The organism is Pseudomonas sp. GM24, from assembly GCF_000282235.1.
GTDB lineage: Bacteria > Pseudomonadota > Gammaproteobacteria > Pseudomonadales > Pseudomonadaceae > Aquipseudomonas.
Genome location: NZ_AKJR01000179.1, coordinates 1 through 18,520 on the forward strand (window position 1 = coordinate 1; position 18,520 = coordinate 18,520).

The window sequence follows — 18,520 nt, forward strand, 5'->3', positions numbered from 1 at the left end:
AGGGCGGAACCCTAAGCCGCCGTTACCGCAGCAACGGATATTCACCCAAAACCCAAAACCCAAAACCGCTAGCGCCGCTCCTCAACCCGAGACTGACTCTTACTCCAATCCGTCAACAAACTATAAGCCACCGCCAACAACGTAGGCCCGATAAACAACCCGATAAACCCAAACGCAATCAACCCGCCAAACACCCCAAGCAACACAATCACCAACGGCAAATTCCCCCCGCGACTGATCAGATACGGCTTGAGCACGTTGTCCACGCCACTGATGATGAACGTCCCCCAGATCCCGAGAAACACCGCCATCCCATACTCACCTTTCCACGCCAGCCAGGCCGTCGCCGGCACCCACACCAACGGCGGCCCCATCGGAATCAGACTCAGCAGGAAGGTGACAATCCCCAGCACCAGCGCCCCCGGCACCCCGGCAATCAAAAAGCCGATCAACGCCAGAACTGCCTGCGCCGCCGCCGTGCCGATCACCCCGTTGACCACCCGCTGCACCGTGCCGGCCACCAAGTCGATGTAATACCCCGCCCGATCACCGATCAGCCGCTGCAGCAGACTGTGTACAAACGCCGCCAGTCGCGGCCCGTCACGATAGAAAAAGAACACAAAGACAATGCTCAGGGTCAGCTCGAGAATCCCGCCGCCGATCTGCGCACTGCGCGCCAGCAGCCAGTTACCGACCTGCCCCAGATAAGGTTTGATCGACACCATCAGAGCGGCGCCCTGCTGATCGATGCTGTTCCACAGCCCGACCAGACGCTCGCCCACAAACGGCAGAGTCCCCAGCCACACCGGCGCTTCCGGCAGACCGTCGACCTGCACGTCCTTGATAAACGCCGTGGCATCGCGCACATGATCCGCCAGGTTGAACCCCAGCCACACCAGCGGCGCGGCCACGAGCAACATCCAGCCCAACGTCAGAATCGCCGCAGCCAAGGATTCACGGCCATTGAGCCAACGGGTCAGCAGGCGCATCAACGGCCAACTGGCAAACGCCAGCACCGCGCCCCAGAACAGCGCCGACCAGAATGGCGCCATCACCCAGAGGCTGGCACCAAACAACACCAGCAGCAGGATCTGCACCAGCAGGCGATCATTATTGAGCATGTAAGGTCTCGAAAAAGTCAGTCAGGCAAAGAGTAGGCGAACACACGGCTCGTGCTCGCCAAAAACAGCTTACCGCAACAGATCGATGCGCAGGCCAGAGCCTTCGACACTGCCGGTTTCCATGCGTGCCGCCCGCACCCCCTGATTGATCAGCGCCTGGCGCCAGGCTTCGGCCTTTGGCCCTGACACCGTTACACGCAACGTCGTGTCGAGATTAAGTCCACGGGAAATCAGCCGCAGCCAAGTGTCATCCGGCTCATTCACGCGATCAGGAAAGTCCAGCTCACCGGTGCTTTTGAGCTGACGCAACAACGTTGCCGAAGTCGGCAGCAACTCACCCAGCGGTGCAACCGCCTCGAACTGTTCGACATGCAGATAGGCTTTGCGATTGCCACGGGTGATGCTGTAAAGCGCCACCAGCGTGTTGTCGCGCGGTGCGGCCAGCCTCAACAACAGATACGCCTGTTGTTCGTCAGCGCCGTACAACTTGGAGTTACCGAACACCTCGTTGGCCCAGAGGCTGCTTTCGCCGCAATCACGCGCCTGACACCAGAACAGCAATTCTGCGTCCTGCTTTTGCAGGGCCTCGCGGGCGGCGGTGAAGGCTTCGGTGGCGGAGTGTTCGGGGGGCAACTCGTAAGTCACCGACGTGATCTGGCCACGAGCAGTGACCTGGCCGTCGAAGCGCAGTTGCCCGCTGATCTTGCGGATCGAGCCCAGCGGATAGATCCGCTCCAGTTCAACCGGAGGGCGATAGTCGACGATCTGCGCATCGGCCAGACGCGGCACGATCTGCAGATCCTGGCTGCCCGGCACATCGGCGGCGAACGAAACGGTACTGAAACAGCACAGTGCCAACAGACTGAGTGACCGTATAGTCAGGCTCATCGGATCGGTAATGCTGGATGATTCGAGGTCGCAGCGGTGTAGAAATCCATCGTGGTTGTCTCCCATTTCAACCCGCCCAGCCTCGACAGTTGCCCGCAGCAAGTCAAGGAATGGCGAAGAACCGATTGAAACAGTCTGCGACAAGGTCGGCCCCGGCCTCATCGTTCAGGTGCAAATGGTGCCCGCCCGCCAACTGTTCCCGACTGAAGGGTAGACGCTCCAGCAACTCGGGATGTTTAGCCAGCATGCCGTCAGCCGCGACCACCAGATGCGCCGGGCAACTGACCCGCAGCGCGAAAGCCATTGCCTGTTCCTCGGTCAGGCGCAGCGGTGATGGCAGGGTCAGTCGATTGTCGGTGCGCCAGGTGTAGCCGCCCGGAACCGGCATCAATCCGCGCTGAGCCAACAACTCGGCGGCTTCTCGACTGACCGCGACCAGCCCCTTCATCCGCGCTTCGATGGCACGGTCGAGGGTGTTGTAGACCGGTTTGCGTTTGTCGCGCAGATCCAGTTGCGCTTGCAGGGCCATGCCCATGCGCTCGGCGGCGTTTTCGCCTTTGTCTGTAGGAGGGATCACGCCGTCAATCAGTGCCAGATGACTGATGCGTTCCGGTAACGAACCCGCCAACACCATCGAGACAATGGCGCCCATCGAATGCCCGAGCAGGCCGAATCGCTTCCAACCAAGTTGCTCGGCGACCTGCAGCACGTCATGGGCGTAATCCCACAGGGCATAGCCGGCGCCGTTGGGTCGATGCCCGGAATGCCCGTGCCCGGCCATGTCCAGCGCGATGATGCGCAAGCCTTTGAGCTTCGGCGCCAGACGGGCAAAGCTGTTGGCGTTGTCGAGCCAGCCATGCAGCGCGATCACCGGCACACCGTCCTCGGGCCCGAACAAATGCGCGGCCAGTTCGATATGCGGCAGGCTCAGGCGGACTTCTTCGAAGGGCGGGCTCATGCGCAATCCTTGTCCTGGCGTTTTTCCCAACGGGTAAACAGGTTCTTCAACAACCGTGCGGTGTCCTGCGGGCGCTCAAGCGGGAACATGTGCCCGCCGGGCATGCTCAACGCCTCGCCTTGGGCCAGACGCGAAACGAAACGGGTGTGATGACGCATGACCACACGACTCTTGTGCCCGCGCACCACCGCCAGCGGCACCTGCAATTGCCGGGTGCGGCCAGGACTGGTGTGCGGCACGCCGCGATAGATGCTGATCTCGGTGGCCGGGTCGAAACGCAGGCGCAGTTTGTCGCCGACCTGATGCAAACCGTGTTGCAGGTAGGCATCGAAGCATTCCGGATCGAAACCACGGAACAGTGTCTTGCCAGCAAAATAGCTGCGCGCACTGTCGAGGTCGGCGAACTCTTCCCGCCGGCCCAGGGTGCGGCCCGCTGGGGTCAGTCTGTCGATGAAACCAAAACGCTTGGCGGCACGGATCACCCACTGATCAGTGCGAGTCAACACGGGTGAATCAAGCATCACCACACCGCGATACAGCTCAGGGCAACGTAGCGCCGCGTGCAGGTGCAACACCCCGCCAAAGGAGTGGCCAACGCCCCACACTGGTTGATCCTGTTGCTGCAAATGGTGGATCAACTCATCGACAAGGTTGTACCAGTTGTCGTCCGCCGGGAAACGCGGGTCATGGGCATGCTGCTCCAGATGCGCAACCCGGTACTCAGGCGCCAGCGCCGCGAACAACTTGCCATAGGTGCCCGAGGGAAATCCGTTGGCGTGGGCGAAAAAGATCGGTTGCGACATGCTGGGTAAATCCATGAGCGGGAAACGTGGCGTTGATTGTCCGTAAGACCGCTTCCAGGAGCAATGACCGTAACTGCCAGGAATGGTGGCGATGTTGTTTTATTCATAAGCGCAGATTGCACCAGTCGTCGCAAACTTCGCTCAACTGTAATTTCTGACAGTTGACCGTTCGGCCCCGTTGCCGAATAACTGAGTCCGGTTCACTGGCTACGGAATGTGACATTCATGCACGCTTACACGCCGACCGTTTCTGTGACGGATCCACGCAGGCTGAACATTGCTACGGTGTCCTATTGCCGTGACACACACGCTGCGGTGGTCGAAGCGCGAATCTACCGCCAGCGCTACGACGCTGTCGGTCGTCTGACTGATGTCTACGATCCCCGCTTGCACGCCCTGCAAGCGCGCGAGCCAAATGCTGCACCGAACATGAAACTGCGTTCCAGCCTCACTGGAGCGCTCCTTGGCAGCGAATGTGTTGACGGGACTAGTCAACTGACCTTGCCAGGGGCAGCCGGTCAACGCCTGATCGACTGGGACGGCCTGCTGACCCAAACGCAGACCCGCTACGACTTGATGCTGCGTCCGGTCAGTGCCATCGAACAGACCTGTGGGGGGAATGCCAGAAACAGCACATTTTTCACTTACGGTGACAGTACGCCAGCGACTGCAGGGCGCAACCAGTGTGGGCGAGTTGTCCGCCATGACGACAGTGCCGGTACTGAATTCTTTCCGCACTACGCCCTGAGCGGTGTCACGATCGCGTGTGTTCAACATTTCCTTGACCAACTCGATGAACCTGACTGGCCGGAAACCGAGCCACAGAGAGACCTGCTACATGAAACCGGTCACGGCGCGGCAACCCATTTCAGCCTCAACGCGTTGGGGGAGGTGATCAGCCAGCAAGACGCAATGGGCAACCTGAAGCGGCTACAACTGAACATTGCCGGACAACTGAAACAGATCAGTCTGAAAATCGCGGGAGATACGCAAGACCACTTATTACTGCTCGACATCCAGTACAACCCCGACAATCAAATTGTGCGCCAAGTGGCCGCCAACGGCGTGATCAGTCAGAACCTTTACGATCCGCAAAATGGTCGACTCGAGCAAATCAGTGCCGAGACATTCGCCAGACCCAATCTGCAAAAACTGGTTTATCGCTATGATCCGGTGGGCAATATCCTCAGCATCCAGGACATGGCACAACGCACGCGTTTCTTTCGCAACCAGAAGATCGAACCGCTCAGTACCTTTACTTACGACAGCCTGTACCAATTGATTTCAGCCACTGGCTGGCAACGAAGCAACACGTCGAATGGCCCCGCAGCCCCCGTCTTCACCTCCCCGCCAGACTCCGCGCAACTGGAAAACTACTGTGAGACGTACACGTACGATGCTGCCGGCAATCTCACGATGCTGGTGCACAACGCGGTCAGCCAGAGCTGGACACAGCGTACGGCGATCTCGCGGTACAGCAATCGGGGACTTGAACAATCCGACGATGGAACGCTGCCCGACGAGCCTGAAATCGCCGGCGCATTTGATGCCAATGGCAACCGCAAAACTCTGCAGCCCGGGCAGCTATTGCAGTGGAACGCTGGCAGGCGATTGAGTCAGGTTGATCAAGTCATACGCCAACATGCTGCGAACGACTGCGAACGCTACGTGTACAACGGTGCCGGCCAGCGCAAGCGCAAGGTTCGTCTCGTATACATGGAGGGCATCGCGCAACGGCATGAAACGCGCTACTTGCCAGAGCTGGAAATACGCGAGTCGCCCGACGAAGCCCTGCATGTCATTTCAGTGCAGGCGGGACGCTGTGCGGTTGAGGTTCTGCATTGGCCCGGCAAAGGTGTGGCAGCCAATCAATACCACTACAGCTTCAGCAATCATCTGGGCTCGAGCATGCTGGTGTTGGACCATCAGGGAGACACCGTCAGCGAGGAACACTATTTCCCCTACGGTGGTACTTCCTGGTGGGCGGGCCCCGATCAGGTTCAAGCGAGCTACAAGACCCGTCGCTACGCAGGCCAGGAGCGCGATGCCACAGGACTTTATTACTATGGACAACGCTTCTACGCACCTTGGTTGATGCGCTGGATCAGTCCCGATCCAGCCGGTATCGCCGATGGTCTGAACCTGTTTTTGATGGTCCGCGGCAATCCTGTCAGGTTCGTCGACAGACAGGGACTGGCGGGGGTCGATACCGCCAGGGCAGCGGGCGCGACAGCCGCTCGAGAGTTTTTCAGCGCAGCCGTTGGCTCGGCTGTCCAGGCGGCTTTCGTGGGCTTCTTGCCGGCGGCGAACACGGCGGTGACGATTGGCGGTGCGGTGGCCGGCGCCATTTCGGGCGGCATCAGTGGCTACGCCGGGTCCAACTGGGCGCAAAGTTCAATGTCCATCGACGACCCGGGAAGCTGGGGGCCGCTGGCGGCAAAAATCGGTGGCGCCGCATTGGGTGCGGCGTTGGGTGCCGCGCCTTCCTTGCTCGGCATACTCGATCCAAGAGGCAATACTGCGGCTGCCAATCAGATTGGCGGCGCATTCGGTACGGTGTTTCGTGAGATGTCGGCCCAGTACCTCGCCAATGTCGGCCAAAGCAATCCCTCCATCGGCCGTGTCGACCTGGCCACGGGAGCGGCCAGTGTCGGGGCAGCAGGGTTGGCAGCAGGCGCCACCGGTTTCGCAGGTTCAGTGCTGTTAGGCACGGATGTGACTGGAAACGTTCTGCAGTCGATTCTTTCTGTCTCGGCGGTGACGGCCACCAGCGCTGCCGGCGCCTCTGTTGTAAGAGGGATGCGCGGCACGCCGGCCAGGCCTTCGAGCAACAGCGATCCAACCTTCAACCCCGACAACGCCTTGATAGGCTTCAGCACCCGCCACTTCTTCATGTCTCTAGGGCAAATCGCCAACCTGGCGGTTGCACAAATTCCCGGATACGACGCCCTGGACGTACACACTCGAACAGCGGTGAACCGGGCAGTCATGAGCGCCGTCGGCGATATACGCTCGACGTTTGTCACAATTGCAACGCCCGGTTTAAGCGCAGAACTGGGCCGAACCTCCTGGGACCTTGAGAGGAATCAGGTCGGCGCCGACATCCGTCGAGAAAGTCCGCCGATTTCGAGCAATGCAGATTTTGACCCCGCCGCCACTGAAGTCTTGCATTTCGTCAGTGAAACGGGGCCGGGACAACGAAAATACTCCCGATCACAACTGAACTTCTGAGCGCGTTAGCGCGTTAGCGCGTTAGCGCGTTAGCGCGTTAGCGCGGTTGAGAGCAGCCATCGCCATCAACGTGCCGGCGGCTGCTCACCCAGCGGCACCACGGCCATGGTCAGCCGCGACACACAACTGGCTTTGCCTTCATCGCTGGTCAAACGGATATCCCATACATGGGTGGTGCGACCAATGTGAATCGGTTTGGCCACCGCCGTCACCCGGCCACTGCGCAAGCCGCGCAAATGGTTGGCGTTGATCTCGAGGCCGACGCAATAAAACTTGCTGGCGTCGATGCACAGATAGCTGGCCATCGAACCGACGGTTTCCGCCAGCACCACCGACGCGCCACCGTGCAGTAAGCCGTAGGGCTGATGGGTGCGATGGTCGATGACCATGCTCGCCGTCAGCGATTCCTCGTCGAACGCTTCGAAGCGGATGTCCAGCACTTCGCCGATGGTGCTTTTCTGGATCGCGTTCAACTGCTCGATGTTGGGGGTGGTACGCCACAAGCTCATCGCAGACTTCCTTTGTTGTTTTAGTGGTCGTTCAATCCTGCCACAGCACCGCCTCGCTGCGCTCGCTCCATTCTTCGAAACGCGCGCCGTAGGTGTCTTCGATGACATTGCGCTTGATCTTCAGGGTCGGCGTGAGGAAGCCGTTTTCCACCGCCCAACTGTCCTTGACCACCACCAATCGGCGCAGGCGTTCATGCTTGTCGAGTACGGCGTTGACCTCTTCCAGCAGTTTCTCAAGGCTCGAATGCAGACTCGCCCGGCCCTCCTCCTGATTGACCGTCGACAGCACACACAACCCCAGCGGTGCACTCAAACCGTCACCGACCACGCAGACCTGTTCGATGCGCGAATGCACGGCCAGACGGTTTTCGATCGGCGCCGGGGCGACGTATTTGCCTTTGCTGGTCTTGAAAATTTCCTTGAGGCGGCCAGTCAGGCGCAGGCGCCCTTCGGCATCCTGCTCGCCCTTGTCGCCGGTGCGCAGAAAGCCATCCTCGGTCAGGGTCTCGGCGGTCTTCTGCGGTTCCTTGAAGTAGCCGAGCATGTTCGCCTGACTGCGCACCTGCACCTCGCCCGACTCATCAATGCGCACCTCGACTTCCGGGCACGGTTTGCCGATCCAGCCCTGTTTGTATTGCCCCGGCAGGCAGATGTGCGAGTAACCGCAGCCCTCGGTCATGCCATAGACCTCCAGCACATCAAGGCCAAGTTTGCGATACCAGGCGAGCAACGTCTGCGGCACTGGCGCGGCGCCGGACAGCGCCACACGCAAGGCATCCAGCCCCAGTCCCGCCAGCACTTTGTGCCCGACACGTTTGCCAATGAACGGCAGGCCGAGGAGAAAATCCAGACGCTTCGCCGGGATCTTGCTGTACACACCCATCTGGAATTTGGTCCAGATGCGCGGCACGCCGAACATCGCGGTTGGCCGAGCTCGCTGCAGATCGGTGATAAAGGTCTCAAGGCTTTCGGCAAAGAACACCGTTTGCCCGGTATAGATCGAGGCCAGCTCAACGAACATCCGCTCGGCAACGTGGCACAGCGGCAGGTACGACAGCAGCCGGTCGTTCTCATTGAGACCAAACAGTTGCGTGCCGCGCGTGGTGGCGAAGCCGAGATTGGCGAAACTGTGCATCACCCCTTTGGGCAGGCCAGTGGTGCCGGAGGTATAGATGATCGTCGCCAGTTGCTCGGCAGCCGGGCGCGGATCGTCCTGAATCGGTGAGCTGCGCTGCAAGTCTGCCCAACTGAAATCGAACTCCCCGGGCGGATGCAGCGGCAGGCTGATGGTCGGCAGATCGGCCGGCACGCCTTTGGCCATGCCCGGCCAATCGTCAAGTTTACCGATGAAGGCGAGGACACTTTCCGAGTGATTGAGTACTTGCGCGACGGAGTCGGCGGTCAGGTTGGGGTACAACGGGACGGAGACGTGCCCGGCCATCCAGATCGCCAGGTCGGCGATGATCCAGTGTGCACAGTTTTTCGAGATCAGGGCGATGTGGCTGCCTTGTGGCAACTCGCGGGCGCGCAACCAATGTGCGGCGCAGCGGGCCTGATGGCCGACGTCGGCCCAACTCAGCGTCTCGACCTGGCCGCCGCCGATGGGCTGCACGAGAAAGCGCTGGCGCGGATGGCGGGCTTCACGCTCGTAGAACACGTCCAGCGGCAAACGGAAGGCGGCAGACATGCGACTCGCTCCTGTTTTTTGGGTCTGGAGCAAGCGTAGTCAACCAAGCAAGTGCTTGGTTGGAAAATTCAAACAAATAATTTCATGGTGTACGCAGAAACCAATTTGGGAGCGAGCCTGCTCGCGAATGCAGTCTGTCAGACACATAAAGGGTGAATGACACGCCGCTTTCGCGAGCAGGCTCGCTCCCACAAGGGATCAGCGTTACGGGTGCTTGAGGCTATTGAGGGTCATCGAGCCGATCAGCAACTCAGGGCTTTCCAGCTCTGCCAGGCCGGCGGTGCTGACCTTCTCCGGCGGATACCCGGCGCCATGCTGCAAATAGCTCAGCAAGTTGCCCACCAACGGGTTGTGGCTGACCAGCAGCACGTTGCTCACCGACACCAGTTGATCGGTGACCTTGTCCGGATCAACCTCCGGCGTCAGCCACTCGACCGTGCGAATTTCCGGCTCGAAACCCAGCGCTTCACGAACAATCTGCGCAGTCTGTTGCGCGCGTAAATAAGGGCTGGCGTAAATCGCGGTCAGCGGCTGGCCGATCAAACGGGCGGCGCTGCTCAAGGCCTCTTTGCGACCGTGCTCGGTCAGTTCACGCTCGGAGTCGGGGCACGAGCCGTAAGGCACGGCCTCGCCGTGACGCAATACCCAGAGTTTCATAGCTTGGGTTCCTCATCTCGCACCGGATGTGGCGCCGGGGCAACGGCGTGTGGCGCTTCACCTTCCGGGGTACGCGGCGTTGGCCAGTCGGCGAACGGCCAGGGTTTCTGGTCGCTGTGGAAACTGCCGAAACGCCCGATCTGCGCCAGAAACTGGCTCAGGCTGTCGCCGAAATTCATCAGGCTGGCGCTCGGCGCGCCATAGATCAAACGATAGATCAGTTGCACCAGCACCACCGCGCCGAGGATGAACTGCGCCATTTGCCAGACCAGCACGTAGACGATCATCCACAACACGCGCAGGAGGATGGATTCGTACTTGGCTTCGGTTTTCGGATCGTTCATGGCTTGCTACTCCCGGCTCAATCAGTTGAAACCGCTGGTGGAAATAAAATCGACGTCGGTTTTCGGTTCGGCTCGCATCAGTAGACCGATCACCTGCTCCAGCGTGCGTCCTTCGAACAGGATCGCGTGCAGCCCGGCGACCAGCGGCATGTACACGCCGACTTCCTGGGATTTGGCCTTGAGCACTTTCAGCGTGTTGACGCCTTCAGCAACTTCACCGAGGCGCGACACGGCTTCGTCGAGGCTCAAGCCCTGACCCAGCGCGAAACCGACTTGATAGTTGCGACTTTTTGGCGATGAGCAGGTCACGATCAGATCACCAACACCGGCCAGACCGAGAAAGGTCATCGGGTTGGCGCCCTGATTCACGGCAAAGCGGGTCATCTCGGCCAGCGCGCGGGTGATCAGCATGCTCTTGGTGTTCTCGCCCATCTCCAGCGCCACCGCCATGCCGGCGATGATCGCGTAAACGTTTTTCAACGCCCCGCCCAACTCGACGCCGAAACGGTCGGCGCTGGCATACACGCGGAAGGTGCGACCGTGCAGCGCGGCTTGCACGGCTTTACAGAGTTCTTCGTCTTCGCTGGCGACGACGGTGGCGGTCAACGCGTGCTCGGCAATCTCGCGCGCCAGATTCGGCCCGGACAACACGCCGATGCGCGCCTGCGGGGCGATCTCTTCGAGAATCTGGCTCATCAGTTTGAAAGTCTGCGCTTCGATGCCTTTGGTCAGGCTGACCAGCATCTTGCCGCTCAACCGCTCGGCGTGGACGGCGAGCACCGTGCGCAGTGCGCTGGATGGCAGCGCGACAAAACACAAATCGCAGGCGTCGAGGGTTGCCTGCAGGTCGGTGACGGCGGTCACCCCCGGCAGAATCTTGATGCCTTTGAGGTAACGCGGGTTTTCGCGATTGACCCGGATGGCCTCGGCCTGCTCGGGGTCACGCATCCACTGCCGGACTTGATGGCCGTTCTCGGCCAAAAGGTTGGCCACGGCGGTACCAAAACTTCCGCCTCCCAGGACCGCAATCGGGCGCTGTTCAGTCATATGCAATCCGTTAATCCATACCAGTGGCGATGCCGGCATTATACGGGGCAGCCCACGCGCGGCCAGCCCCTGCATCAATTACCGACACTTGTAGGAAGAAGACCAACAAAACCTAGGAAAATGCCTGCAACGTGACTGGAAAAGTCGCTGTCCTCGGTTAACATGCGCGCCAATTCTTCGCTATCAAGGTTGTGTCGTGTCTTTTGGCTCTGCGTCCCCGCGTTCGTCCGTTTTACTGGCGCTGTTGTTCAGCCCGGTAGTGCTGGCGGACGACCTGTTCCTGGACAACGAAGCACTGCCGCAGGTGCTGACGGCCACGCGCCTGAAACAGACGCCGGCAGAAGTGCCGGGGAGCATGACCGTCATCGACAGCGAATTGATCAACGCCAGCGGCGCGCGCGACATCAGTGAACTGCTGCGGCTGGTGCCAGGGATGATGGTCGGCAACATCAGCGGCAATCAGGCGGCGGTCAATTACCACGGCACCAACGCCAGCGAAGCACGGCGCATGCAAGTGCTGATCGACGGCCGTTCGGTCTATCGCGCAGGCTTGTCCACGGTGGACTGGAGCGATATTCCGGTGGCCATGGAAGACATCGAGCGCATCGAAGTCTTTCGCGGCCCGAACACCGTCAGCTACGGCGCCAATGCGCTGATGGCGGTGGTCAACATCATCACCCGCCACCCGGCCGACAGCCACGGCACACGGTTGAAGTACACCCGTGGCCAGCGCGGCATCAATGACTTTTATGCCAGCCAGGGCACCGGCTGGAATGGCGGTGACTTGCGCCTGTCGTTGTCCGGGCAGGAAGACGACGGCTTCGACAGCGATCGCAGCGGAGCCGATTACCGTGACAGCCGCCGCTTGAACCGTTTCAGTCTCGCGGTCAGTCACACCCTCAGCGACAACCAGAGCCTCGATTGGCAGGTCAACGCCAAGGACGGCAGCAACCAGCGGCCTTACACCTACCGCCCGGTTTTCTCCGGGATTACCGCCGCTGGGAACAATTCCGACGTGGTCGCCAAGGATTACGCCGGCTCGGTGCGCTGGAACCTCGACATCAATCCCGAACACAGCCTTTATATACAAGGCTCGGCGCAACACTGGGATCGTCAGCAAACCTGGCGCGCCTGCGATGCCGAGGTATCGTTCAGCCCCGAACTGACGCAGTTGTGGCAACTCAACCCGAATTACACCGAACGTCTGGCGCGCAACATCACCCGTTTCACCGGCCCCGGCGCAGCGCCCGGCACCCCGCAGGAAATGGCCCTGGCCAATCAGGTGCTTGATCAATGGCGCAACGGTGCCAGCCGGACCCTGTGCGGCGACATCGACCAGAGCGCCCGCGAATCGCGTTACGACCTCGAACTGCAGGACACCCTCAGCCTGTCCGACAGCCTGCGACTGGTCAGCGGCATGAACTACCGTTACGACCGCGCCGACTCCGAGACTTACTTCAATGGCACGCTGGATGACACCACCTGGCGCGCGTTCGGCCAACTGGAATGGCGCGCCACGGAACACTGGCTGTTGCAGGGCGGCGCGATGTTTGAAAACACGCAACTGACTGGCAGTTCGCTGACCCCGCGATTTGCCGTCAATTACCTGATCAACCCGCGCCACGGCCTGCGTGCGGTGTACTCGGAGGCTATCCGCTCGCCGGACATGTTCGAGAACAACGTCAACTGGAGCTATCAGGTCAGCAACCTGCGGCCCTCGGCCTACGGCCAGTCGTCGGCGCGCTACTTTGTCAAAACGCGTGGCCCGGGCGATCTCGATCAGGAACACATGCGCTCGCGCGAACTGGGTTACAACGGCTATTTCGCCGAGTTGGGCCTGGCCCTGGATGTGAAGCTGTTCTACGACGAGATCACCGGAATGATCAGTGAGCCGCTGCGCAACAACCAATACATCGCGAGCAACGCCAACAGCTCACGGTTTCGCGGTACGGAAACCCAGCTCGACTGGCGCGTGAGCCTCGCCGATCGCCTGCGCTTCACCTACGCCTTTGTCGATGCCGAGGCGAGTAACCCACTGGATCAGCAATTCACCTCGCGCAACAGCGGTTCGGCCGGCTGGCTGCGCGATTGGGGCCACGGCTGGAACAGCGCCCTCTTCTATTACGGCGACAACGCGCTCAACGGCTACCGTTTCGAACGCGTCGACACGCGCATCGCCAAACGGATTGCGCTGGGCAAAGCCCAACTGCAACTGGCCGGCGTGCTGCAACAGCGCCTCGATCATGAGCCGACCACTTTCGTCGACAACAATTACGACGAACGCCGGGTGATGTATTTCAGCGCCGAGCTGGAGTTCTAGGATGCACTACGGGCCGTCACGGAAGCTGCCAACCTTTGGCCACTGGCTGGCCGGGGTGTGTCTGTTTCTGACCGCATGGCTGCATGGCGTGGCGGTGCAGGCGGCCGATATTCTGTTGACCGGCGCCGAGGAAAGTCCTGGCGTGCAAGCGTTCGTGCAGGCACTCAGCGAATTGCGCCCGACCGACAACGTGCGTTTCCAGCCACTGGCCAGTCTGCCGGCACCGGGCAAACTACCCGCCAGCCTGCGCCTGATTCTGCTCGACCTGCCGAGTCTCGACTGGCGTCTGCAAGAACCACAAGGCCCGGCGACACTGGTGCTGCGCATAAGTCGCCTGCAAGCTCGCCAGCGCCTGGGCAACGCGCAACCGGCGCATCTGAGTTTGCTCTGGAGTGATCCACCGCTGAGCCGACAGTTGCAGTTGATCCGACGCATTTTGCCCCAGGCCCGGCGGATCGGCGTGCTGTTCGATCAGCACAGTGAATTCCTCCTCAAGGAACTGAATCTCGCCGCCGCGCCGCTGAACCTGCAAGTCGTCAGCCAGCGCTGGGACAACACCCACGACAGCCGCCCGCTGCAAACTGTACTGAAGAACAGCGACGTGTTACTCGGGCTCGACGACCCCGATCTGTACAACCCGAAAACCGCGAAAAACCTGCTGCTCAGCAGTTACTCACGGCAAGTCGCACTGGTCGGCCCCAACGTCGCGTTCGTTCGCGCCGGCAGCCTGGCCAGTACGTACAGCGATCAGAACGACTGGCTGGCGATGCTCGATCAATTGCTCGACCAACCGCCGGCCACTTGGCCGCGAACCCTCTACCCCGCACGTTTCAAAGTCTCAAGTAATGCGCAGGTCGCTCGTTCACTGGGTATCGAACCGTTGAATGAAGCGTCTGTCGCCAGCGCGCTGGCTGAAGGAGAACACCGCCCATGAGTTTCCGTCGCCGTTGGGACATCAATACCCGCACCCAGCTGATCAGCCTGGGCCCGGCGTTGTTGCTGACCCTGCTGTTGATCAGTTTTTTCACCTTCGTGCGCATTCAGGATTTGCGTCAGGAGTTGAACCACACCGGCCAACTGATCGCCAACCAACTGGCGCCCGCCACCGAATACGGGGTGATTTCCGGCAACAACGAAGTGCTGGAGAGCCTGCTCAAGGCCACACTGGCCACGCCCAATGTGCGTTTTCTTGAAGTGCAGGACAGCGCCAACCGGATTCTGGTCTACGTCGAACAACCCGCGGCGGCGCACGGTCGGCCGCATCAGGTCGAAGTGTTTCAGGCACCGGTGCGCCTGCAACGCATCGCCCTGCACAACGATTTCTTCCAGGACGGCAAGGTCAGCAATAGCGGGGCCAGCGAAGATTATCTGGGCCGGGTGATCGTCGGTCTGTCCAACGATGCCTTCAGTCAGCGCCAGCAGGAAATCCTGTTCAAGGCCGCAATCCTCGCGCTGTTCGCCCTGCTCTTCACGTTTGTGTTGGCGCGGCGCCTGGCCGGCAGCTTGTCGCAGCCGATCCGCGATATCGGTGACGCGGTGAAGGCCATTCAGGACGGCGACTACAAAACGCCGCTGCCGATCGTCGATGACACCGAACTCGGCGCGCTGTCGCAGCACATCAACAACCTCGCCCAGGCGCTGGAACAAGCCAGCCGTGAGCAACATCAAGCCATGGCGCAACTGATCCAGACCCGCGAGGAAGCGGAAAAGGCCAACAACGCCAAGTCCGATTTCCTGGCGATGATGAGCCATGAACTGCGCACGCCCATGAACGGTGTGCTGGGCATGCTGCAATTGCTGGAAACCACCGAGATGACCGAGGAGCAGGTCGAGTACGCCGCCCTCGCCTCGGAGTCCACCGAACACCTGCTGAAAGTCATCAACGATATTCTCGACTTCTCGCGCATCGAACGTTCCGAGCTGGAACTGGAGCACATCCCGTTCAACCTCGCTGAACTGATCGGCGCCTGCGCGCAGTCGTTCCAGCACAGCGCAGTGCAACGCGGCCTGGCTTTGAATCTGCGCATCCCGGACGACATGCGCGGTTTGCAGGTGCAGGGCGATCCGACGCGGATCCGGCAGATTCTGGTCAACCTCGTCGGCAATGCGCTGAAGTTTACCGAGCAGGGTCGCGTCAGCATCGAGGCGCAGTGGCAGTCGCTGGATCACGAATTGTTGTGGTTCACCTGCTCGGTGCGCGACAGCGGCATCGGTATTTCGTCAGAAAGCCTGGAGCTGATGTTCAACGCCTTCCAGCAGGCCGACAGCTCGATTTCGCGGCGTTACGGCGGCACCGGTCTCGGTTTGCCGATCGCCCGTACACTGGCCGAACGCATGGGTGGCACCTTGCGCGCGCAGAGCGAAGAAGGTCGTGGCTCGGTGTTCACCCTGGAAATTCCGCTGGCCCTGTATAAGCAGGCGCTGCCGGCACTGACCGCGCCTCGAGCACTGAATGGCAAGGGCCATGGCGAAGGGCGCAATGTCTTGCTGGTCGAAGACAACCCGGTGAATCAGACCGTGATTGAAGCGATGCTGCGCAGTCTGGGCTTTACTGTCAGTGTTGCCAGCGATGGCGCACAAGCGGTGCGCAGCGCCGAGGGCAGCGACTTCGAAGTGATTCTGATGGATTGCCGCTTGCCGATTATCGATGGCTACGAAGCGACACGGCAGATCCGTCTTCTGCCGGGTCGCAGCGATGTGCCGATCATCGCCCTGACGGCCAACGCCTTGCAGGGTGACCGCGAAACCTGTCTGTCGGCGGGCATGAACGATTATTTGGCGAAGCCGTTCAAACGTAATGATCTGCAGCAGATTCTGCAGCGCTGGGTGTCGTAGTGTGGGCCTTTCGACCATCTGCGACTGGCATGAAAAGCGAAAGTGCGGCAGTCTTAGGCACCCGAACGAGCCTCAAAAGGGGCTTGAATAAAAATTTCAGTGCACAAGTGTACATTCATGTCCTTGGTGCTGTGACTTTCACCACAACGCAATAGTCTATGAGTAGGCTGCCGGTTCGAGGCATGAACGCTTCGAACGGTCGGGAAGATTTGCCCCACCTGCCGCATGGGATTATTGAGGAGCTCGCATGACCAAACAAAACGCCTTTACTCGGGAAGATCTGCTGCGCTGCAGTCGCGGTGAGCTGTTCGGCCCAGGTAACGCGCAACTGCCCGCCCCGAACATGCTGATGGTCGATCGCATCACCCTGATCAGCGAAGAAGGTGGCAAGTACGGCAAAGGTGAATTGGTCGCCGAGCTGGATATCAACCCTGACCTGTGGTTCTTCGCGTGCCATTTCGAAGGTGATCCGGTGATGCCGGGCTGCCTGGGTCTGGACGCCATGTGGCAACTGGTCGGTTTCTTCCTGGGCTGGCAAGGTCTGCCGGGCCGTGGCCGTGCGCTGGGTTCGGGCGAAGTGAAATTCTTCGGTCAAGTGCTGCCGACCGCCAAGAAAGTCACCTACAACATTCATATCAAACGCGTCCTCAAGGGCAAGCTGAACCTGGCCATCGCCGATGGTTCGGTGACTGTCGACGGTCGCGAAATCTACACCGCCGAAGGCCTTCGCGTCGGCGTGTTCACCTCCACTGACAACTTCTAAGGGTTATTCGCATGCGCCGCGTCGTTATCACTGGTCTGGGCATTGTTTCGTGCCTGGGCAATGACAAAGAGACCGTCTCCGCTAACCTGCGTGCAAGCCGCCCTGGCATCCGGTTCAATCCGGAATATGCCGAAATGGGTCTGCGTAGCCAGGTTTCCGGCTCCATCGACCTCAACCTTGAAGAGCTGATCGATCGCAAGATCTATCGCTTCGTCGGCCACGCAGCGGCTTACGCTTACCTGGCCATGAAAGACGCTATCGCTGACTCCGGCCTGACCGAAGAGCAAGTGTCCAACCCGCGTACCGGCCTGATCGCTGGTTCCGGTGGTGCTTCCACGCTGAACCAGATGGAAGCGCTGGACATCCTGCGCGAGAAAGGCGTGAAACGCGTTGGCCCATACCGTGTAACGCGGACCATGAGCAGCACCGTTTCCGCTTGCCTGGCCACGCCATTCAAGATCAAGGGCCTGAACTACTCCATCGCTTCTGCCTGCGCCACCAGTGCTCACTGCATCGGTACGGCCATGGAACAGATCCAGATGGGCAAGCAGGACATCGTCTTCGCCGGTGGCGGTGAAGAAGAGCACTGGAGCCAATCGTTCCTGTTCGACGCCATGGGCGCGCTGTCCAGCAAGCGTAACGACACCCCGGAACAGGCTTCCCGTGCCTACGACGCTGACCGTGACGGTTTCGTCATCGCTGGCGGTGGCGGCATGGTCGTGGTTGAAGAGCTGGAACACGCTCTGGCCCGTGGCGCCAAGATCTACGCGGAAATCGTTGGCTACGGCGCCACGTCCGACGGCTACGACATGGTTGCCCCAAGTGGCGAAGGCGCGATCCGCTGCATGCAGATGGCGATGTCCACCGTTGATACCCCGATCGACTACCTGAACACCCACGGCACTTCGACTCCGGTCGGTGACGTCGCGGAAATGAAAGGTGTGCGTGAAGTGTTCGGCGACAAGGCACCTGCGATCAGCTCGACCAAGAGCCTGTCCGGTCACTCCCTGGGCGCTGCCGGCGTTCACGAAGCGATCTACTGCATGCTGATGATGGAAGGCAACTTCATTGCCGGTTCCGCCAACATCGATGAGCTGGACCCTGAAGTGGCCGATCTGCCGGTGCTGACCAAGACCCGCGAGAACGCCACCATCAACACCGTGATGAGCAACAGCTTCGGCTTCGGCGGCACCAACGCCACGCTGGTACTGAAGCGCTGGGAAGGCAAGTAATTCCCCCCGCTTGAGCTACACACAAAAACGCCCCGACTGGTTCGGGGCGTTTTTTTTCGCCTGCAGAAAATAGCCGGGACACTACCGGTCCGTGTTATTGATCGCTCCCACGCTCTGCGTGGGAA

The 18,520-nt window shown here is 60.4% G+C and carries 15 protein-coding genes; 6 read left to right on the plus strand and 9 right to left on the minus strand.

Going from position 1 to position 18,520, the window contains the following annotated elements:
* Positions 1 to 68: 68 nt before the first annotated feature.
* From PMI23_RS19630 to PMI23_RS19645, 4 genes are all read right to left on the minus strand, one after another.
* Positions 69 to 1,121, minus strand: coding sequence for an AI-2E family transporter (locus PMI23_RS19630; protein ID WP_007917454.1), 1,053 nt, complete (start codon positions 1,119 to 1,121; stop codon positions 69 to 71).
* Positions 1,122 to 1,190: 69 nt separating this feature from the next.
* Positions 1,191 to 1,997 (minus strand): DUF4892 domain-containing protein, encoded by an 807-nt coding sequence (locus PMI23_RS19635; RefSeq protein WP_042704990.1) that lies wholly within the window; start codon positions 1,995 to 1,997, stop codon positions 1,191 to 1,193.
* Positions 1,998 to 2,112: 115 nt separating this feature from the next.
* Complete coding sequence (locus PMI23_RS19640; RefSeq protein ID WP_007917457.1) at positions 2,113 to 2,967, minus strand: alpha/beta hydrolase; 855 nt, start codon at positions 2,965 to 2,967, stop codon at positions 2,113 to 2,115.
* Positions 2,964 to 3,770 (minus strand): alpha/beta fold hydrolase, encoded by an 807-nt coding sequence (locus PMI23_RS19645; protein WP_007917459.1) that lies wholly within the window; start codon positions 3,768 to 3,770, stop codon positions 2,964 to 2,966. The genes PMI23_RS19640 and PMI23_RS19645 overlap by 4 nt, the downstream gene beginning before the upstream one ends.
* 225 nt (positions 3,771 to 3,995) lie before the next feature.
* On the opposite strand from PMI23_RS19645, the gene PMI23_RS19650 reads away from it, so the two are divergent.
* Entirely contained in the window at positions 3,996 to 7,001 is a 3,006-nt protein-coding gene (locus tag PMI23_RS19650) for an RHS repeat domain-containing protein (protein WP_007917461.1), read from the plus strand.
* Between the two features lie 65 nt (positions 7,002 to 7,066).
* Here the strand turns inward: PMI23_RS19650 and PMI23_RS19655 are convergent, their stop codons facing one another.
* The 5 genes from PMI23_RS19655 to PMI23_RS19675 all read right to left on the minus strand — a co-directional run bounded on the left by PMI23_RS19655 (position 7,067) and on the right by PMI23_RS19675 (position 11,245).
* The gene (locus tag PMI23_RS19655) at positions 7,067 to 7,510 is read right to left on the minus strand and encodes a hotdog fold thioesterase (RefSeq protein WP_007917463.1); all 444 of its coding nucleotides are present in this window, start codon (positions 7,508 to 7,510) and stop codon (positions 7,067 to 7,069) included.
* A gap of 31 nt (positions 7,511 to 7,541) precedes the next feature.
* Complete coding sequence (locus tag PMI23_RS19660; RefSeq protein ID WP_007917465.1) at positions 7,542 to 9,197, minus strand: AMP-binding protein; 1,656 nt, start codon at positions 9,195 to 9,197, stop codon at positions 7,542 to 7,544.
* A gap of 204 nt (positions 9,198 to 9,401) precedes the next feature.
* Entirely contained in the window at positions 9,402 to 9,854 is a 453-nt protein-coding gene (sixA, locus tag PMI23_RS19665) for a phosphohistidine phosphatase SixA (RefSeq protein ID WP_007917466.1), read from the minus strand.
* A complete protein-coding gene (locus tag PMI23_RS19670; protein WP_007917467.1) occupies positions 9,851 to 10,198 on the minus strand; it encodes a DUF4389 domain-containing protein in 348 nt (115 codons plus the stop codon). Before PMI23_RS19670 ends, sixA begins: the two co-directional genes overlap by 4 nt.
* 21 nt (positions 10,199 to 10,219) lie before the next feature.
* Positions 10,220 to 11,245 (minus strand): NAD(P)H-dependent glycerol-3-phosphate dehydrogenase, encoded by a 1,026-nt coding sequence (locus tag PMI23_RS19675; protein ID WP_007917468.1) that lies wholly within the window; start codon positions 11,243 to 11,245, stop codon positions 10,220 to 10,222.
* 196 nt (positions 11,246 to 11,441) lie between these two features.
* On the opposite strand from PMI23_RS19675, the gene PMI23_RS19680 reads away from it, so the two are divergent.
* From PMI23_RS19680 to fabB, 5 genes are all read left to right on the plus strand, one after another.
* Complete coding sequence (locus PMI23_RS19680) at positions 11,442 to 13,565, plus strand: TonB-dependent receptor plug domain-containing protein (protein ID WP_007917469.1); 2,124 nt, start codon at positions 11,442 to 11,444, stop codon at positions 13,563 to 13,565.
* 1 nt (position 13,566) lies between these two features.
* On the plus strand, positions 13,567 to 14,499 hold the full coding sequence (locus PMI23_RS19685; protein WP_007917470.1) for an ABC transporter substrate-binding protein: 933 nt from the start codon (positions 13,567 to 13,569) through the stop codon (positions 14,497 to 14,499).
* Positions 14,496 to 16,400, plus strand: coding sequence for an ATP-binding protein (locus tag PMI23_RS19690; protein WP_007917472.1), 1,905 nt, complete (start codon positions 14,496 to 14,498; stop codon positions 16,398 to 16,400). The genes PMI23_RS19685 and PMI23_RS19690 overlap by 4 nt, the downstream gene beginning before the upstream one ends.
* A 247-nt stretch (positions 16,401 to 16,647) precedes the next feature.
* Positions 16,648 to 17,163 (plus strand): 3-hydroxyacyl-[acyl-carrier-protein] dehydratase FabA, encoded by a 516-nt coding sequence (gene fabA / locus PMI23_RS19695; protein ID WP_003227150.1) that lies wholly within the window; start codon positions 16,648 to 16,650, stop codon positions 17,161 to 17,163.
* Positions 17,164 to 17,174: 11 nt separating this feature from the next.
* Positions 17,175 to 18,395 (plus strand): beta-ketoacyl-ACP synthase I, encoded by a 1,221-nt coding sequence (gene fabB / locus PMI23_RS19700; protein ID WP_003227152.1) that lies wholly within the window; start codon positions 17,175 to 17,177, stop codon positions 18,393 to 18,395.
* The last annotated feature ends 125 nt before the right edge of the window (positions 18,396 to 18,520 follow it).